We start from the raw sequence: 15556 nt of genomic DNA, 5'->3' as shown, positions 1-15556 counted from the left end.
ACGCCCATTCTCCCGCACGGAGGGCGATGAGCGGGCCGGTACTCTAAGGCAGCGTGGCTCTGTATGCGGCGTACGCCTCCAACTTGGACCCCGACCAGATGGCCGAGCGGGCTCCCCACTCGCCCCTGCGCGACACCGGCTGGCTGAAGGGCTGGCGGCTGACCTTCGGCGGTGAGGAGATCGGCTGGGACGGTGCGCTGGCCACCGTCGTCGAGGACTCCGGCGCCGAGGTCTTCGTCGCCCTCTACGACGTCCCCGAACTGGACGAGCAGGCCCTGGACGCCTGGGAGGGGCACGAACTCGGCCTCTACACCAAGATCAGGGTCCGGGTGCAGACCCTCTTCGGCGAGGAGCTGGCCTGGATCTACGTCCTCGACGCCTACGAGGGCGGCCTGCCCTCCGCGCGGTTCCTCGGCATCATCGCCGACGCCGCGGAGAAGGCGGGGGCGCCCGAGCCCTACGTCAAGGAGTTGCGGGCCCGGCCCTGCGACACCCTCGGCACCGAGCCCTGATCCCGCCCCACCTGGAGAACCCTCCAAAACCCGCCGGAGCGGCACCGGAGAGTTTGGTAGAGATTCGGCGCGTGTCGACTTCACCGTCCCCCTAGCCTGGTGGAGTGCAGAACAACCCGTATGAGCTGGCCCGTGAGGCCGCGACCGCGCTGACCGAGCGAACGTTCGAGAAATTCGATGTGGCCCTCGTCATGGGCTCCGGATGGGTTCCGGCCGCCGACGTCATCGGCGAACCGGAGTTCGAGCTGCCGTTCACGGACCTGCCGGGGTTCGCCGCCCCGGCCGTCCAGGGGCACGGCGGGAAGGTCCGCGCGGTGCGGGTCGGAGACAAGAACGCGCTGGTCTTCCTCGGCCGCACCCACCTGTACGAGGGCCGGGGGGTGGACCCGGTGGTCCACGGCGTCCGCACGGCCCTGGCCGCGGGGGTCGAGACCGTCGTCCTGACGAACGCCGCCGGAGGCCTGCGCCCGGAGAAGCAGAAGATCGGCGACCCGGTGCTGATCGGCGACCACCTGAACCTGAGCGGGGCCAACCCGCTGACCGGCACGTCCTTCCTCGACCTCACCGAGGTCTACTCCAAGCGGCTGCGGACGCTGGCCAGGAGCGTCGACCCGGAACTGGACGAGGGCGTCTACGCGGCGTTCCGCGGCCCGACGTACGAGACCCCGGCCGAGATCCGCATGCTGCAGACGCTGGGCGCCGACCTCATCGGCATGTCCACGGTCCTGGAGGCGATCGCGGCGCGCGAGGGCGGCGCGGAGGTCCTGGGCATCTCCCTGGTGACGAACATCGCGGCGGGCCTGTCGGACTCCCTGCTCGACCACGAGGAGGTGCTGGCGGCAGGGCTGGCCGCCGCCGAGCGCATGGGGCGCCTGCTGGTGACGGTGGTGGAGCGGCTGTGAACCTGCGGGAACGCGCGGAGCTGTGGCTCGCCCAGGACCCCGACCCGGTCACCCAGGCCGAGCTCGGCCTGATCCTGGAGAGCGGGGACACCGCGGCGCTGGCCGACAGGTTCGGCTCCTCCCTGGAGTTCGGGACCGCCGGGCTGCGCGGCGAGCTGGGCGCCGGCCCCAACCGGATGAACCGGGTGACGGTCATGCGGGCCGCGGCCGGGCTGGGCCGCACGCTGCTGGCCGGGCGGGAGGCGCAGGGCCAGGCCGTCATGATCGGCTACGACGCGCGCCACGGCTCCCGCAGGTTCGCGCTGGACACCGCGGCGGTGCTGTCGGGCATGGGGATCCGCCCCTGGCTGCTGCCGGCCCCGCTGCCCACGCCCGTCCTGGCGTACGCGGTGCGGCACGTGTCGGCCGACGCCGGGGTGATGGTGACCGCCAGCCACAACCCGCCGGGCGACAACGGCTACAAGGTCTACTGGAGCGACGGCTCCCAGATCGTCCCGCCGGTCGACGAGGAGATCGCCGCCGCGATCGAGGCGGTCGGGCCGGTGAACGAGCTGCCGCTGGGCGTGGCGCCCGGCGGCTCCCGCGGCCCGGACGACCAGAGCTGGAAGGTTCTCGGGGACGAGATCGTCCAGGCGTACCTGGAGGCGCTGCGCGGGATCCCGCTGGGGGACGCGCGGGACGTCCGGGTCGCCTACACCCCGCTGCACGGCGTCGGGGCGGCCACGGCGCTGCGGGCGTTCATGGAGTTCGGGTTCGCCGCGCCGCTGGTGGTGCCCGAGCAGTGCCTGCCGGATCCGGCCTTCCCCACGGTCGCCTTCCCCAACCCGGAGGAGCCGGGGGCGATGGACCTGGTGCTGGAGCTGGCCGGCCGGGTCGGCGCGGACCTGGCGCTGGCCAACGACCCGGACGCCGACCGGTGCGCGGTCGCCGTCCCGCTGCCCGGAGGCGGCGGGCGCATGCTCACCGGGGACGAGGTCGGCGGTCTGCTGGCCGAGCACGTGCTGCGCCGCACGAGCGGCGACGACCGGCTGGTCGCGACCACGATCGTCTCGTCGTCGCTGCTGGGGAGGATCGCCCGGGAGTACGGGGCGCACTACTCCGAGACCCTCACCGGCTTCAAGTGGATCATGCGGGCGGGTTCGCCCACCCACCGGCTCGTCTTCGGCTACGAGGAGGCCCTCGGCTACAGCCTCGGCGGCGACCGGGGCGTCCCGGTGCACGACAAGGACGGGATCGGCGCCGCCCTGGCGGTGGCGGCGCTGGCCGCCGAGGCCAAGCGCGACGGCCGGACGCTGCTGGACCTCCTGGACGACCAGGCGCGGCGCTTCGGCGTGCACGCCACCGGCCAGCTGTCGGTGCGGGTGGCCGACAAGGCGCTGATCGACGAGGCGATGGCGGCGCTGCGCCAGGCCCCGCCCGCCGAACTGGGCGGCCGCGCGGTGGAGCGGATGGACGACCTGGCCGAGGGCGTCGACAACCTGCCGCCCACCGAGGGCCTGCGGTTCCGGCTGGAAGGCGGCGCCCGGGTGGTGGTCCGCCCGTCGGGCACCGAACCCAAGCTCAAGTGCTACCTCGAGGTCGTCGTGCCGGTGGAGGGCGACGACGTCGCGGCCGCACGGGAAGCGGCCGCCACCGGACTGGAGTCCCTGAGGACGGCGATGGCGGCCCACCTGCCCGCCTAGATCATCGATGGGCATCGCTGATCGGCCGCATGCCACTTTCGCGGCCGAAGGCCCGGTTCCGGAGAGAGATCCGGAACCGGGCTTCACGCTTCCGGGCGTCAGGAGACGGGCGCGGGCGCCGCGGAGCGGAACCGGCGCGTGATTCCGGACGCCCAGAGGGCGACGGCGATGAAGAGGACCTGCTCGGGAACGCGGAACCAGAGCGGTGTGGCCGGGTCGCCGTTCAGCGGGATCTCTTCGACGGCCGCGTGGACGTTGGCCGGGAACATCAGGACGAACAGGATGGCGAGGCAGGCGCCGGCCGCCGGGCGGGTTCTCGTCAGGACGAGTCCGAGTGCGCCGAGGAACTCCAGCACTCCGGTCGCGTAGACCATGAAACGGGGAAACGGGACGTAGGACGGGACCATCGCCACCATGTCGTCGTGGTTGGGCATCACCGTGACGCTTTCCGGAAGGAAGTGCGCGAAGCCGGTGAAGACGAGCATGACGGCCATGCCGTGGGCGGCGCAGATCCGCAGATCGGTGAACCCGCGGACCCCGAGCGAGCCGAGGAGGCGGAATCCCAGCAAGGGGACGGCGAGGAGCAGGAGGGTCGTGAACATGATTTTTTCTCCAAGGGGCGGGCCGGTCGGCTTAGGTAGTGATTGACCAATAACTTTCGAGGGTGAAAAAAGAGGGCCGTGAGGCCCTCGGGAATCAGCCGGAGGAAAGCCTCACGCCGGTCCAGACGCGGTCTTCGGGCGGGTAGCCCAGGGCCACCCAGGTGTTGATCATCATGCCGGAGGACAGGAACTCGGTGGTGATCGCGGGGTCCCCGCCGAGCAGCAGGTGGACGGTGTCGTAGAGCTCGTTCCAGTCGCGCCGGACGATCTGCCCGAACTCCTCGTCCCCGCGCTGCTGGGCCTGGAAGGTCGCGACCTGGACCTGCATCTGCATCATCAGCAGGTCGGTGTCGGCGATCAGTTCCAGGTAGGCGCCGGCCAGTGCTCCGTAGACCTGGTTCGGCGGCACCCCCTCGGCGGCCTCGACGAAGGTGTCGCGGGTCCGGGTGAGGCAGAGCCGCGTCGCGGCCAGAAAGATGGCTCGCTTGTTGGAGAAGAGGCGGAACAGATAGGGCTGGGAGACCTCGGCCCGCCTGGCGATGGACTCGGTGGAGGTGCCCTCGTAACCGCCGCGGGCGAACTCGCTCATCGCCACGGCGGCCACGCATCGGCGGCGCTCCTCCGCGCTCATCCTCGGGCTCATGACAGGAAGGTTAGTGACTGATAACTAACTCCGCAACCCTCCTCAGAAATCTCCGCCGCCGAAACCGCCACCGCCGAAGTCGCCGAACCCCCCGAAGTCACCTCCGCCTCCGAAGTCCCCACCGCCGCCGAACCCGTCGGAGTGGCCGACCGTGCCGTAGCCCATGCCCAGCCCGCCGCCCCACATCGAGCCGATCGCGGTGCCCAGGAGGATCGAGTTGAGCATGCCGAACCCGCCGTAACCGGCGTAGTAACCGCCCGCGTAGGGGGCCCACTGCGGTCCGGCCTCCCAGTAGGGGCGGCGCTGCCCGGAGACCTCCACCATCCGGGCCTCGGGGTCGTACCCGTTCTCGACCCGCTCGGCGTCCGCGGCGCAGGCCGGTACGTCGCGTGGTCGCCCGCCGACCGGGGCCCACATCACGTCCTTGACGGACGGGCCGTGCTGGGGGTTGAAGAAGCAGGGGGCGCGGCGTTCGGGGACGGGTTCGCCGGCCTGCCTGGCCCGGACGGCGACCATCGAGTAGCGGCCGTCCTCCAGGGCCTGGGTGACCCGTTCCATGTCCTCGGACGTGCGGGCGGACTCGGTGGCGGCCTTCGCGCGGTCGTAGGAGTCCAGGGCGCGCACGTAGTCGTCCTTGGCGGCCTGGTCGACCTTCGGGCTCTTCAGGTCGAGGTCGAGCGCCGCGATGTCCTCGCCGAGCCGGGTGACGTCCTCCTCCACCCCCTGCTTGAGCTCCTGCATCTGCCGTTGCTCGTCCCGGGCCCGGCGGCGCCTGCCCGCCCTGACGTAGAAGAACCCGCCGACCACCAGGAGCAGCAGCACCCCCAGGAACCCGTAGGTGAGGGCGCTGCTGGCGGTGGACGGCTTCTGCCCGCTGGCGACGTTCACCGACTCGACGAAGGCGACCAGCCCGTCGGCGGGTTCGCCCCGGTTCTCGCCGGCGGCCTCCGAGGCGAGCCGGCCGGCCTCGCCGCGGTTCAGCCCGGTCTGCCCGAGCGAACCGGCGACGAAGTGCCGCCCCGACAGCAGCCCGTAGACGCCGGTGCTGCCCACCGCGTTCGCCACGTCCGACAGGTACTGGTCGGAACTGGCGGCGGTGCCCATGTCGCCGGTGACCATGAGGTACACCGGTGATTCGGACTCCTTCAGCGCCTGTTTCACCCGGGCGATGCCCGCCGCGTCCAGCGAGGTCTGGTCCGGAGAGGCGTAGAACCTCTCGCTGCGCAGCGCGGAGACCACCTGGGGATCGGGCGCTTTCACCGCGTGCGCCCCCGCGGCTCCGGCCGGCAGGCTCGCCGCCAGCAGGACGAAGAGCAGGAAGAACACACGCAGTGATCTCATATGTCCATAGTGCGCAGTTTGTGGCTTTTTAATCGCAAAGAGGCGGAAAAGACTGTTTGATCGGTCACGTTCCGCCGGAAGCCTTCGGACGGCTTCTGGGATCAGGAGGCTCCGGGAGCGAGGCGAGCGGCACGGGAGAGGAGATGGCGGCGCTCCGGGGCGCTGGGGGCCCGGTGGGCGGCGGCACGGTAGGCGGCCGCGGCGGCGGAGAGGTCGCCCTGGAGCTCCAGGAGGTGGGCGCGCGTCGCCAGGAGCCGGTGGTGGCGGGCCAGGCGGGAATCGGACTCCAGGACCGCGAGCAGTTCCAGCGCGGCGGCGGGGCCGTGGACCATGGCCACCGCGACCGCCCTGTTGAGGGAGGCCACGGGGTTCGGGGCGATCTTCTCCAGGAGGTCGTACAGGGCGAGGATCTGGAGCCAGTCGGTGTCCTCCACCCGCTCGGCCTCGGTGTGGACGGCGGCGACGGCGGCCTGCAGCTGGTAGGGGCCCAACGGGGAGGGGCCGCTCAGGGCGCCGGTGAGCAGGGCGGCGCCCTCGTCGACGAGGGCCCGGTCCCACAGGGCGCGGTCCTGTTCGGGCAGGGGCACCAGCTCCCCGTCCGCGCCGGTGCGGGCCGGGCGGCGGGCCTCGGTGAACAGCATCAGGGCCAGCAGTCCCGCGATCTCGGGCTCCCCGGGAAGGGACCGGTGCAGCAGACGGGTGAGCCGGACGGCCTCTCCGGACAGCTCGGGCGCGGTCAGGGAGTCGCCGCCGGAGGCGGTGTACCCCTCGTTGAAGACGAGGTAGAGGACGTGCAGCACCTCGGCGAGCCGCTCGGCCCGCTCGGACTCCTCGGGGAGCCGGAAGGACAGCCCGGCGGCCCTGACGCTCTGCTTCGCCCGGCTGATCCGCTGGGCCATCGTCGCCTCCGGGACCAGGAACGCCGCGGCGATCTGCGCGGTGGTCAGGCCGCCCACGGCCCGCAGGGTCAGGGCGATCCGGCTCGGCGTGGACAGGGCCGGGTGGCAGCACAGGAAGAGCAGTGCCAGGGAGTCGTCCCGGTCTGTCTCCGGGTCGGTGTCGGCGGGCCTGCCGAGCAGCTCCGACTGCGGAGTGGCCAGCATGACGCGGTCCTCGCGGTCCCGGCGGGACCTCTCGGCCCGCATCTGGTCCACCAGCCTGCGCGAGGCGACGGCGACCAGCCACCCCCGGGGGTTGTCCGGAACGCCCTCCTGGGGCCACTGCAGGGCCGCGGAGAGGAGCGCCTCCTGGACGGCGTCCTCGCACAGGTCGAACTGCCCGTACCGCCGGACGAGGGCCCCGAGGGCCTGCGGCGCGAGTTCGCGCAGCAGGCCCTCGAAAGCGGGGACGCCGTTCACGCGTCCGCCGGAGCCTCGTGCAGGACCGGCCACAGCTCCACCGGGTCCTGGTCGGCGAAGGGCATGTCCGCCGCGATCTCCAGCGCACGCTCCTCGCTCTCGCAGTCCAGGAGGTAGAAGCTGGCCATGTACTCCTTGGTCTCCAGGTAGGGCCCGTCGGTGACGACCGGGGCCCCGTCCTTCCGCCGCACCAGCTTGGAGTTCACGGCGTCCGCCAGCCCGTACGCCCCGAGGAGCTCCCCGCTTTCCCGGTACCGCTTGTTGAAGGCGTCCTGCGCGGCGACGGCCTGAGGGAACTCCTCGGCCGGGATCGAGTCCCACTTCTCCTGGTTCCCGTAGATCATCAGCAGGTACTTCATTGTGGTCTCCCTTCGTTCCGGTGTGTTCTCACCCCTCGGTCGGAGCCGTTCACGCCGCCTCGACACCCCCGCCGTTCTCTCCTCGATTTTTTTCACGGCTCCTCCGGGCGGACCGGGAAACGGCCGGAGGCCGGTGCGCGCTCGGGGAGCGTGCGCCGGCCTCCGGGAGGAGACGGAAGGGACCCGTCAGTCCTTGAGCTCGCAGATGGCGGCGCCGCTGGTGACGGTCTGGCCGACCTCGGCGGACAGGCCGGTGACGGTGCCGGCCTTGTGCGCGGTGAGGGGCTGCTCCATCTTCATGGCCTCCAGGACGACGATGGTGTCGCCGGCCGCGACCGCCGCCCCCTCCTCGACGAGGATCTTGACGATGGTGCCCTGCATCGGGGAGACGAGGGAGTCGCCGCCGGCCGCGGCCGCCCCGCCCTTCTTGCCGCCGCGCTTGGGAGCCGCCTTGCCCGCGGCGGCCGGGGCCGCGCCCGCGCCGAGACCCGCGGGGAGCACGACCTCCAGGCGCTTGCCGCCGACCTCGACGACGACCTTCTGCCGCTCGGCCTGCTCCTCCACCTCGGTGGCGGCGGCGTACGGCTCGATGGTGTTGTCGTACTCGGTCTCGATCCACCGGGTGTGGACGGAGAACGGCGCCGAGGTGTAGGCGTCCTGGGTGAGGACGTCCCGGTGGAAGGGGATCACCGTGGGCATGCCCTCGATGACGAACTCCGCCAGGGCGCGGCGGGAGCGCTCGATGGCCTGCTCGCGGGTGGCGCCGGTGACGATCAGCTTGGCGACCAGCGAGTCGAACGACTGCGGCACCGTCTGGCCCGCGACGTACCCGGAGTCCAGGCGCACGCCGGGACCGGTCGGGGCCTGCAGGCCGGTGATCGTGCCGGGCGCCGGGAGGAAGCCGCGGCCGGCGTCCTCGGCGTTGATGCGGAACTCGATGGAGTGGCCGCGCACCTCGGGGTCGCCGTAGCCGAGCTCCTCGCCGTCGGCGACGCGGAACATCTCGCGGACCAGGTCGATGCCGGTGACCTCCTCGGTGACCGGGTGCTCGACCTGGAGGCGGGTGTTGACCTCGAGGAAGGAGATCGTGCCGTCCTGGCCGACGAGGAACTCGCAGGTGCCCGCGCCGACGTAGCCGGCCTCCTTCAGGATCGCCTTGGAGGAGGTGTACAGCAGCTCCATCTGCTCGGAGCTGAGGAACGGCGCGGGGGCCTCCTCCACCAGCTTCTGGTGGCGGCGCTGCAGCGAGCAGTCACGGGTGGAGACGACGACCACGTTGCCGTGGGAGTCGGCCAGGCACTGGGTCTCCACGTGCCGGGGCTTGTCCAGGTAGCGCTCCACGAAGCACTCGCCGCGGCCGAACGCGCCGACGGCCTCGCGCACCGCCGAGTCGTACAGCTCGGGGACCTCTTCGAGGGTGCGGGCGACCTTCAGGCCGCGGCCGCCGCCGCCGAACGCCGCCTTGATCGCGATCGGAAGGCCGTTGGCCTTGGCGAACTCCACGACCTCGTCCGCGCCCGACACCGGGTCGGCTGTGCCGGCCACCAGCGGAGCCCCGACCTTCTGCGCGATGTGGCGGGCCTGGACCTTGTCGCCCAGCGCGGTGATCGCCGCGGGCGGGGGGCCGATCCAGATCAGGCCGGCGTCGATCACGGCCTGGGCGAAGTCCGCGTTCTCCGCGAGGAAGCCGTAGCCCGGGTGCACCGCGTCGGCGCCGCTGTCGGAAGCGATCTTCAGCAGCTTGTCCACGCTCAGATAGGACTCGGCCGCGCTCTGCCCGCCCAGCGCGTAGGCCTCGTCGGCCACGCGTACGTGCAGGGCGTCGAGATCCTGCTCGCTGTAGACCGCCACGCTGCCGAGCCCCGCGTCCCGGCATGCGCGCGCGATCCGCACCGCGATCTCGCCCCGGTTGGCGATGAGAACTTTCCGCAACGTACGTCTCCGTCCCTGAGAACCGTCGAGAGGGATCACCCCTGACCTGACCCGTCAGAACGCGAGTTTAGGGAATCGGGTTTTCTGCTCCGTAATCGCCTCCTTATTTGGACGCTTCCGCAGCTGAAACACCCACCTGAGGCCGTTTTGGCCGGATGCGGACGCGCCCCGGACGAGCCGCCCGGGGGCGAAGTGGTGTGAGCTGTGGAAGGTACGCCGGAAACCGGCTCTACGAGCGGAAGGACCACCCCATGGGAGCGGACCGCAGAGGCGGCAACATCGCCCAGATGGAAGAACTCGCCCGCCTGTTCTCCCGGCACTCCAAGAACCTCGACGCCCTGATCAAGGACCTCAACGGCCGCACCGTCGGCTCCGCCGAGATCTGGTGGGGCCCCGGAGCCGACCGCTTCCGCGCCGCCTGGGCCGAGGCCAAGTCCGCCTTCGACAAGATGGCCGTCGCCCTCGAAGAGGGCTCCGCCGACGTCCGCCGCTCCCAGCAGAACATCGAGTCCGCCACCCGCTGACCCCCGCCCCGGCGGGCCCGCCCCGCCGAGGGGAGGGCTCAGGGGACGATCTCGCGGACGGTCACGCCCATGCCCGCGTACCGCGCGGGAAGGACGGTGCAGATCGGCCGGCCGTCGGGGGAGTCCGCCCTGGGGCGGGCTTCGAGCGCCGCGTGGGCGAAGGCCCAGTCGGCGCCGTTCTCGAGGAGCGCGCCGAGGGAGTAGCCCTCGACGCCGCCCAGGGGCAGGAACTGGAGCTTGTCCAGGGTCAGCAGGAACTCGCCGAGGCGGGGCCGGCTCGCGGTCGCGGCGGCCAGGCAGAGGGCGGGGACCAGCAGGGGCTGCCCCGGCTCCTTGGCGGCCTCGACCATGATCTGCGCCATGCGGCGGCTGCCGATCGCCACCAGCGCCGTGTGGTCCAGGACGTGCGGGATCACCGGGGCCTCGTGTCGGCGGGGATCTCCTCGGCGGGAGTGCCCTCGGCGAGCCACCGCTCCCAGTCGGCGCGGGTGCCCTCGGGGTCGACGTTCGCGCGGTACTCGGCGAGCAGGAAGTCGTACAGGTGCCGCCTCTGCTCCTCGAGCTCGGCGAGGTCCGGCTCGCGGGGCCGGCCGAAGGCGCTCTCCAGCAGCTCCTGCACGGAGATCTTCCGCTCCGCGGCGAGCTCGGCGAGGTGACGGCGCATGCGGTCGTCGATCTGGAAGGACGGGGCTCCGGAACGGTCCGTCCGCCGAGCGCGGTCCCGGGCCCCCGCCGACCCCGGGGCGTCTCGGGAATCGAACTTCGGTGTCATGGCCAGATCCTGGCACGACCATCCGACACTCTCTGTGATTTTCGAGATACCCGCGGTCATGAACGGTCTGCGGTGGCGGGCCTGGGGCCATACGGCGGACTCGCTCCCCTCGCTCGACCCGGCCGGTTCCGGTGCCCGGCCCGCCGGGCCGGGCGGAGGACCGCCTCCGGAGGGCGTCAGTCCTCCTCCGGGGCCGGGGGGAGGGCGGCCTGGACGGGGGCGGGGATGCCGGAGAGCACGAGGAGGCCGCGGCCCGGAGGGCCGGTGTAGGTGGCGTTGCGGGGGAGGCGGAGGCCGAAGAGCTCGCCGTCGTCGGGGGACTGGATGCCCAGGAGGAGGCCGGTGCGGGTCTTGCGGGCGTCGGCGATGAAGCCCCGGTAGCCGCGGCCCAGGTCCTCGGTGGTGCCCGCGATGACGACGGCGTGCTCGCCGTCGCGGGCGCTGCGCAGCAGGGACTGGACGGCGTCGCCCAGCTCGGTCTCGTCGATGAGCTCGGCGTCGTCGACGAGGACGGCGAAGCGGTGCTCGGGGGCGACGATCGCCTCGACCTCGGCCTCCTCGGCGGTGGAGTCGAGCACGGCCAGCACGCCGGGGACGTCGCGCAGCTCCCGCAGCGGGGAGCGGCGGGGGGCGATCGCCAGCAGGGGCACACCCCGCTCCAGCAGGGACCGCGCCATCGTCATCAGGGTGGTGGAGCGGCCGGAGCGCGGCGGGCCCGCCACGATGAAGGACGGGCCGTCCTCCAGCAGGTCGATGCCGACGGGCGAGAGCGTGTCGCCGCCCGCGCCGACCAGGCACCACAGCGGGGACGGCGGGCGGTGCTCGGGGGCGAGGGCGAGCGCCTCCTCGGTGGTGACGCGGGCGGGGAGCTCGTCCACCCGCAGCGGGCCCGGCCGCACCCTGCCGTAGCGGGCCGAGGCGGCGGAGGCGATCGCGTGGAGGGCGGCGACCTGGGCGGTGCCGGACGGGTCCTGGCCGAGGAGCCCGATCTGCGACTCCAGGGTCGGGGCGTTGGGGGTGACGCGCAGGGCCCGCCCCGGAGGCATGCGGGCGGGGATGTGCGCGTCGGGCAGGCCCGCGTAGCCGTAGTCGGACGGATCGGCCATGCGCATGATCAGCCGCCGGTCGAAGGCCATCGCGGCCTGGCCCATCAGCCCCGTGCGGTCGCCGGTGAAGACGGCGCGCAGCCCGACCGCGGCGCCCTCCTGGAGCAGCCGCAGCAGGGACGTGACGAGCCGCCCGTAGTCGTAGTGCTCGAAGGAGGCGGTGAAGCCCTCCCAGCGGTCGAGGAGGAGCACCATCCAGGGCAGCCGCTCGCCCGCCGAGACGGTGGCGCGCTGCTCGGCCAGCGAGGCGAACCCCGCCTCGGCGAGCAGCTGCTGGCGGCGCCCGACCTCGGCGCCCAGCGCGTTCAGCAGCCGCTCGACCCGGTCGTAGGAGTCGCGGGAGACGACGGCGCCGCAGTGCGGCAGGGCGGCGAGCGGCGCCAGCCCGCTGCCGCCGCAGTCGACGGCGTACAGGTGCACGTCGTAGGGGGTGCAGGAGGCGGCCAGCGCCCCGGCGAGGGAGCGCAGCGCCGTCGTGCGCCCCGACTGGGCGGATCCGGCCAGGTAGAGGTGCCCGTCGTTCTCGAGGTCGAGGGCGAGCGGCGCGCGGCTCTGCTCGGCGGGCAGGTCGGTGACGCCGAACTCGACGGGCGGGACCCGCACCACCGAGCCCCCGGCGGCGGGCCTGGGGGACAGGACGACGGCGTCGGGCAGCGGGGTGAGCCACGGGCTCGGCTGGGGCGGGATGCCGGCCTTGCGCGCGGCGTCGGCGATCGCCCGCACCAGCACCGCCAGGTCGGTGACCTGCTCGTCCTGCTCCTCCTCGTGGACCGGCAGGGGGTGCCCGAGCTGGACCCAGCCCAGCGTCCGCGCCTCGGTGGGCCGGTTGCCGCCGCCGCGCCTCCCGCCGATCCGCGCCGACTGCACGGCGGCAGGGGCGCCCGCCCCCGACCTCACGTAGCACCGGCCCGGCGTCGCCTTGGAGATGCGGGCGGCGTCGGGGACCTCCAGCACGTCGGAGGAGTCCTCCGCGTCGGTGACCCGGAGCGCGATCCGCAGGTTGGTGTTGGCGCGGATCTCCGCGGTCACCACTCCGGCGGGCCGCTGCGTGGCCAGGATCAGGTGCACGCCCAGCGAGCGCCCCCTGCGGCCGATGTCCACCAGCCCGTCGACGAACCCGGGCAGCTCCGCGGCCATCGCCGCGAACTCGTCGATGACCAGCACCAGCCGGGGCAGCGCCGGCGGTCCGCCGGGCCGCGCGGCGCGGGCGGCCTGGTAGTCCTCGATGTCCTTGGCGCCGGCCTCCAGGAGGAGGTGCTCGCGGCGGCGGAGCTCGGCGGCGAGGGACTCCAGGGCGCGTTCGGTGAGGTGGCCGTCGAGGTCGGTGACCATCCCGACGGTGTGGGGGAGGGCGGCGCAGTCCTTGAAGGCGGCGCCGCCCTTGTAGTCGATGAGGACGAAGGTCATCTCGTCCGGGCGGTTGCGGACGGCCAGGGAGGCGATGAGCGTCTGCAGCAGCTCGGACTTGCCCGCGCCGGTGGTGCCGGCGATGAGTCCATGCGGGCCGTCGGCGCTCAGGTCGACCTCGAACGGGCCGCCTCCGCCGACGCCGATCGGCACCCGGGTGCCGCGCCCGCCGCGCTTCCAGCCGTCGAGGACGTGCGCGGCGGTGGGGTCGGGCAGCCCGAGGAGGTCCAGCAGCCGGGCGGAGGCGGGCAGCGCCTCGGCGGTGTCCTCGCGGGAGACGTCCTTGACGGGCGCCAGCGCACGGGCGAGCCGCCCCGCCCACAGGGCGCTCACCCGGTCGGCGAGGACCGGCCCGAGCGCCTCCAGGGCGTGGCCGCGCAGCCGCAGGTGGTCCTCGCCGGCCCAGGAGGCGACGACGGTGCACTCCTCGGGCAGCAGCCGGTCCTCGTCGTCCAGGCAGACGACGTGGACGCCGTACTCGGGCCCGTGCTTGAGCACCTGCGGCATGCCGGGAATGCGCCGCAGGGTCCGCGCGCCGTCCAGGACGAGCAGGATGTTGTAGGGGACCTCGGCCTTCGGGCGGGAGGAGGCGTCGAAGAAGCCCTGCTGCCGCCCCCGGCGCCGCTCGGTGATCTTGATGGCGAGCTCGGTGACCCGCGCGGCGGCGCCCGCCGGGTCCGCGCCGACCAGCGCCACGCACTCCTCGCCCTCGCGCGGCGCGCAGTGCGGCAGCCAGCGCACCCAGTTCCAGTCCTGCTCGGCGTCCCCGTCCGCCGCCAGCACGACGATCGACAGGTCGCGGGGGCTGTGCAGCACCGCGGCCTGCGCGAGGAGCCAGCGCGCGACGCTCCGGGAGCGGTCGCGCGGCCCGGTGAGGCCCAGCACGCCGTACTCCGGCAGGGGGAGCGGCACCGGGACGCTGCGCGCGAGCGGCGGCATCTCCTGCTCGCTGCGGGCGAGCGCCTCGCGGACGTCCTCCTCGCCGCCCTCCAGTTCGACGTCGGCGGCCAGGTCGGCGAGGCCGAGGCGGAGGTGCAGGGTGTCGGGGTCGTTCAGGCGGCGCTCCCACAGGCGCCGCCGCGGTCCGGTGGCGGTGAGCAGGATCTCGGCGGGGTCGGGGTGGGCGGCCCGCCGGTCCCGCTCGTCCGCCCGCCGCAGCGCCTCCAGATCCCTGGAGAAGTAAGCGGACTTAAGCTGGTATTCCTTGTAGGCCTTTTTGTAGGACTTCCTGCCGTACATGCGGTCGCCGATCCATTCGGCGACCATCATCAGCGGCCAGGCCAGGGCGAACAGGGCCCAGTACCACTGCCCCAGCACCCAGGCCATGACCAGCCCGAACACCGAGAACAGAAGCGCTCCGAACAGCCGCAGCCGTTCTCTTCCCTGCTTTTCCGGAAGGTGGGGGACCTTCATTCTCTTCGGTTCCCGGCGCGGCGCTATCCGGGGCGGCCGGTTGAAGGCCAGGCCCTGGGAAAGGGGCTCCAGATGGGTGTCGGGAGAAGTGTTCGGCATGAGGGCCAGAACCGTGCTCCCGCGGACGAGCACCGCGCCCTCGGGCCATTCCCGCTCCTCGTCCAGCTCCTCGCCGTCCAGGGTCGCCGGCTCCAGGGCGCGCACCGTGGTGCCCGAGCGCCCCACCGTCACCGTCACCCCCGACGGGAGGTTCACGACGCCGGGACCCAGCCGGTGCACCCGCCCGGCCTCGGGCCCTCCGATGACGCGGACCTCGACCAGCCCGCCGGGTTCGGACGTCATGGTGGCCGGGACGGTGGAGGCGTCCAGCGTGACGATCGCGCCGTCGCGCAGCTCCCGCGCGGCACGGGCCGTGGGGTCGAGCATGCGCCCGTCGGCGTAGATCGCCTGCTGCAGCGGGACGATCTTCTGGCCGTTCCGGCCGTCTCCGCCGCTCCGGTCGTCCCGCCCGGCCTCCCCGCCCTGCGCGAGCAGCCCCGCCAGCGTCCGTGCGACGGCCGCCACCGAGGCGTCCGCGTCACCGCTGACCAGGACGTCGCGAGGACCCGAGCTGTCCAGCGCCGTCAACGAGATCCGCACGCACCACTCCCGCTTCGCCGGGGGACGGAAGGTCGGCACAAGAGTCCCACAGGAGCCCGGCGCGCGGGAGCCGTCGAATGACGTCCTGTGGACGAAGCCCGTTCCGGACGGAGGCGTTCAGCACCCATGACGAATCTGCGGTCATATGTCAGTCAGATCGATGGAATCGGCGGTGATTTCCGGCAGGGCGACGGCGTTTGCACATCGGGGGAAAAGGGTAGCGGGGCTGCCGTTACTCTTGATCATGCCCCTCGCGCGAATGTGCGGGGATCGCCCCTGAGGACTTCCGAAAAACGGTCAATTTCTTACACCGGGTTACGAGACTGCGTCAGGTACCGGAATCCATTGACGTGAGGTTGTCAAG

Annotated in this window: 13 protein-coding genes; 4 read left to right on the top strand and 9 right to left on the bottom strand. The window is 72.7% G+C overall.

Features of this window, described 5'->3' with window-relative positions; genetic code table 11:
- Positions 1–53: 53 nt before the first annotated feature.
- From ABD327_RS00265 to ABD327_RS00255, 3 genes are all read left to right on the top strand, one after another.
- Positions 54–512 carry a gamma-glutamylcyclotransferase family protein gene (locus ABD327_RS00265; protein WP_344447975.1) on the top strand — a complete coding sequence of 153 codons (459 nt, stop codon included), beginning with the start codon at positions 54–56 and terminating at the stop codon, positions 510–512.
- A gap of 104 nt (positions 513–616) precedes the next feature.
- Positions 617–1414: a purine-nucleoside phosphorylase gene (locus tag ABD327_RS00260; RefSeq protein WP_344447974.1), complete on the top strand. Its 798-nt coding sequence runs from the start codon at positions 617–619 to the stop codon at positions 1412–1414.
- A complete protein-coding gene (locus ABD327_RS00255; RefSeq protein ID WP_344447973.1) occupies positions 1411–3096 on the top strand; it encodes a phospho-sugar mutase in 1686 nt (561 codons plus the stop codon). Before ABD327_RS00260 ends, ABD327_RS00255 begins: the two co-directional genes overlap by 4 nt.
- A 98-nt stretch (positions 3097–3194) precedes the next feature.
- On the opposite strand, the gene ABD327_RS00250 is transcribed toward ABD327_RS00255, so the two are convergent.
- From ABD327_RS00250 to ABD327_RS00225, 6 genes are all read right to left on the bottom strand, one after another.
- A complete protein-coding gene (locus tag ABD327_RS00250; protein WP_344447972.1) occupies positions 3195–3698 on the bottom strand; it encodes a DoxX family protein in 504 nt (167 codons plus the stop codon).
- 94 nt (positions 3699–3792) lie between these two features.
- Entirely contained in the window at positions 3793–4341 is a 549-nt protein-coding gene (locus ABD327_RS00245) for a TetR/AcrR family transcriptional regulator (protein ID WP_344447971.1), read from the bottom strand.
- A gap of 42 nt (positions 4342–4383) precedes the next feature.
- A complete protein-coding gene (locus ABD327_RS00240) occupies positions 4384–5682 on the bottom strand; it encodes a hypothetical protein (protein ID WP_344447970.1) in 1299 nt (432 codons plus the stop codon).
- Between the two features lie 101 nt (positions 5683–5783).
- Entirely contained in the window at positions 5784–7040 is a 1257-nt protein-coding gene (locus ABD327_RS00235; RefSeq protein WP_344447969.1) for an RNA polymerase sigma factor, read from the bottom strand.
- Complete coding sequence (locus ABD327_RS00230) at positions 7037–7399, bottom strand: YciI family protein (RefSeq protein ID WP_344447968.1); 363 nt, start codon at positions 7397–7399, stop codon at positions 7037–7039. Before ABD327_RS00230 ends, ABD327_RS00235 begins: the two co-directional genes overlap by 4 nt.
- 186 nt (positions 7400–7585) lie before the next feature.
- Positions 7586–9331 (bottom strand): acetyl/propionyl/methylcrotonyl-CoA carboxylase subunit alpha, encoded by a 1746-nt coding sequence (locus ABD327_RS00225; RefSeq protein WP_344447967.1) that lies wholly within the window; start codon positions 9329–9331, stop codon positions 7586–7588.
- 251 nt (positions 9332–9582) lie between these two features.
- Here ABD327_RS00225 and ABD327_RS00220 point away from each other — a divergent pair, with 251 nt between their 5' ends.
- Entirely contained in the window at positions 9583–9855 is a 273-nt protein-coding gene (locus ABD327_RS00220; protein ID WP_344447966.1) for a WXG100 family type VII secretion target, read from the top strand.
- Positions 9856–9893: 38 nt separating this feature from the next.
- Here ABD327_RS00220 and ABD327_RS00215 read toward each other — a convergent pair whose 3' ends face one another.
- The 3 genes from ABD327_RS00215 to ABD327_RS00205 all read right to left on the bottom strand — a co-directional run bounded on the left by ABD327_RS00215 (position 9894) and on the right by ABD327_RS00205 (position 15192).
- Positions 9894–10271 (bottom strand): PIN domain-containing protein, encoded by a 378-nt coding sequence (locus tag ABD327_RS00215; protein WP_344447965.1) that lies wholly within the window; start codon positions 10269–10271, stop codon positions 9894–9896.
- A complete protein-coding gene (locus ABD327_RS00210) occupies positions 10268–10627 on the bottom strand; it encodes a hypothetical protein (protein ID WP_344447964.1) in 360 nt (119 codons plus the stop codon). Before ABD327_RS00210 ends, ABD327_RS00215 begins: the two co-directional genes overlap by 4 nt.
- 176 nt (positions 10628–10803) lie before the next feature.
- Positions 10804–15192 carry an FtsK/SpoIIIE domain-containing protein gene (locus ABD327_RS00205; RefSeq protein WP_344447963.1) on the bottom strand — a complete coding sequence of 1463 codons (4389 nt, stop codon included), beginning with the start codon at positions 15190–15192 and terminating at the stop codon, positions 10804–10806.
- Positions 15193–15556: the final 364 nt, after the last annotated feature.

This window comes from Actinocorallia aurantiaca (genome assembly GCF_039533685.1).
GTDB classification, from domain to species: domain Bacteria; phylum Actinomycetota; class Actinomycetes; order Streptosporangiales; family Streptosporangiaceae; genus Actinocorallia; species Actinocorallia aurantiaca.
Note: the sequence above shows the minus strand (reverse complement) of the source record. Positions and strands in the feature narration are given on the sequence as shown.

Bases quoted from the DNA above. Each gene is read 5' to 3' on its own strand.
- ABD327_RS00250 (WP_344447972.1), bottom strand. From the start codon at position 3,698: ATGTTCACGACCCTCCTGCTCCTCGCCGTCCCCTTGCTGGGATTCCGC.
- ABD327_RS00245 (WP_344447971.1), bottom strand. From the start codon at position 4,341: ATGAGCCCGAGGATGAGCGCGGAGGAGCGCCGCCGATGCGTGGCCGCC.
- ABD327_RS00240 (WP_344447970.1), bottom strand. From the start codon at position 5,682: ATGAGATCACTGCGTGTGTTCTTCCTGCTCTTCGTCCTGCTGGCGGCG.
- ABD327_RS00230 (WP_344447968.1), bottom strand. From the start codon at position 7,399: ATGAAGTACCTGCTGATGATCTACGGGAACCAGGAGAAGTGGGACTCG.
- ABD327_RS00220 (WP_344447966.1), top strand. From the start codon at position 9,583: ATGGGAGCGGACCGCAGAGGCGGCAACATCGCCCAGATGGAAGAACTC.
- ABD327_RS00210 (WP_344447964.1), bottom strand. From the start codon at position 10,627: ATGACACCGAAGTTCGATTCCCGAGACGCCCCGGGGTCGGCGGGGGCC.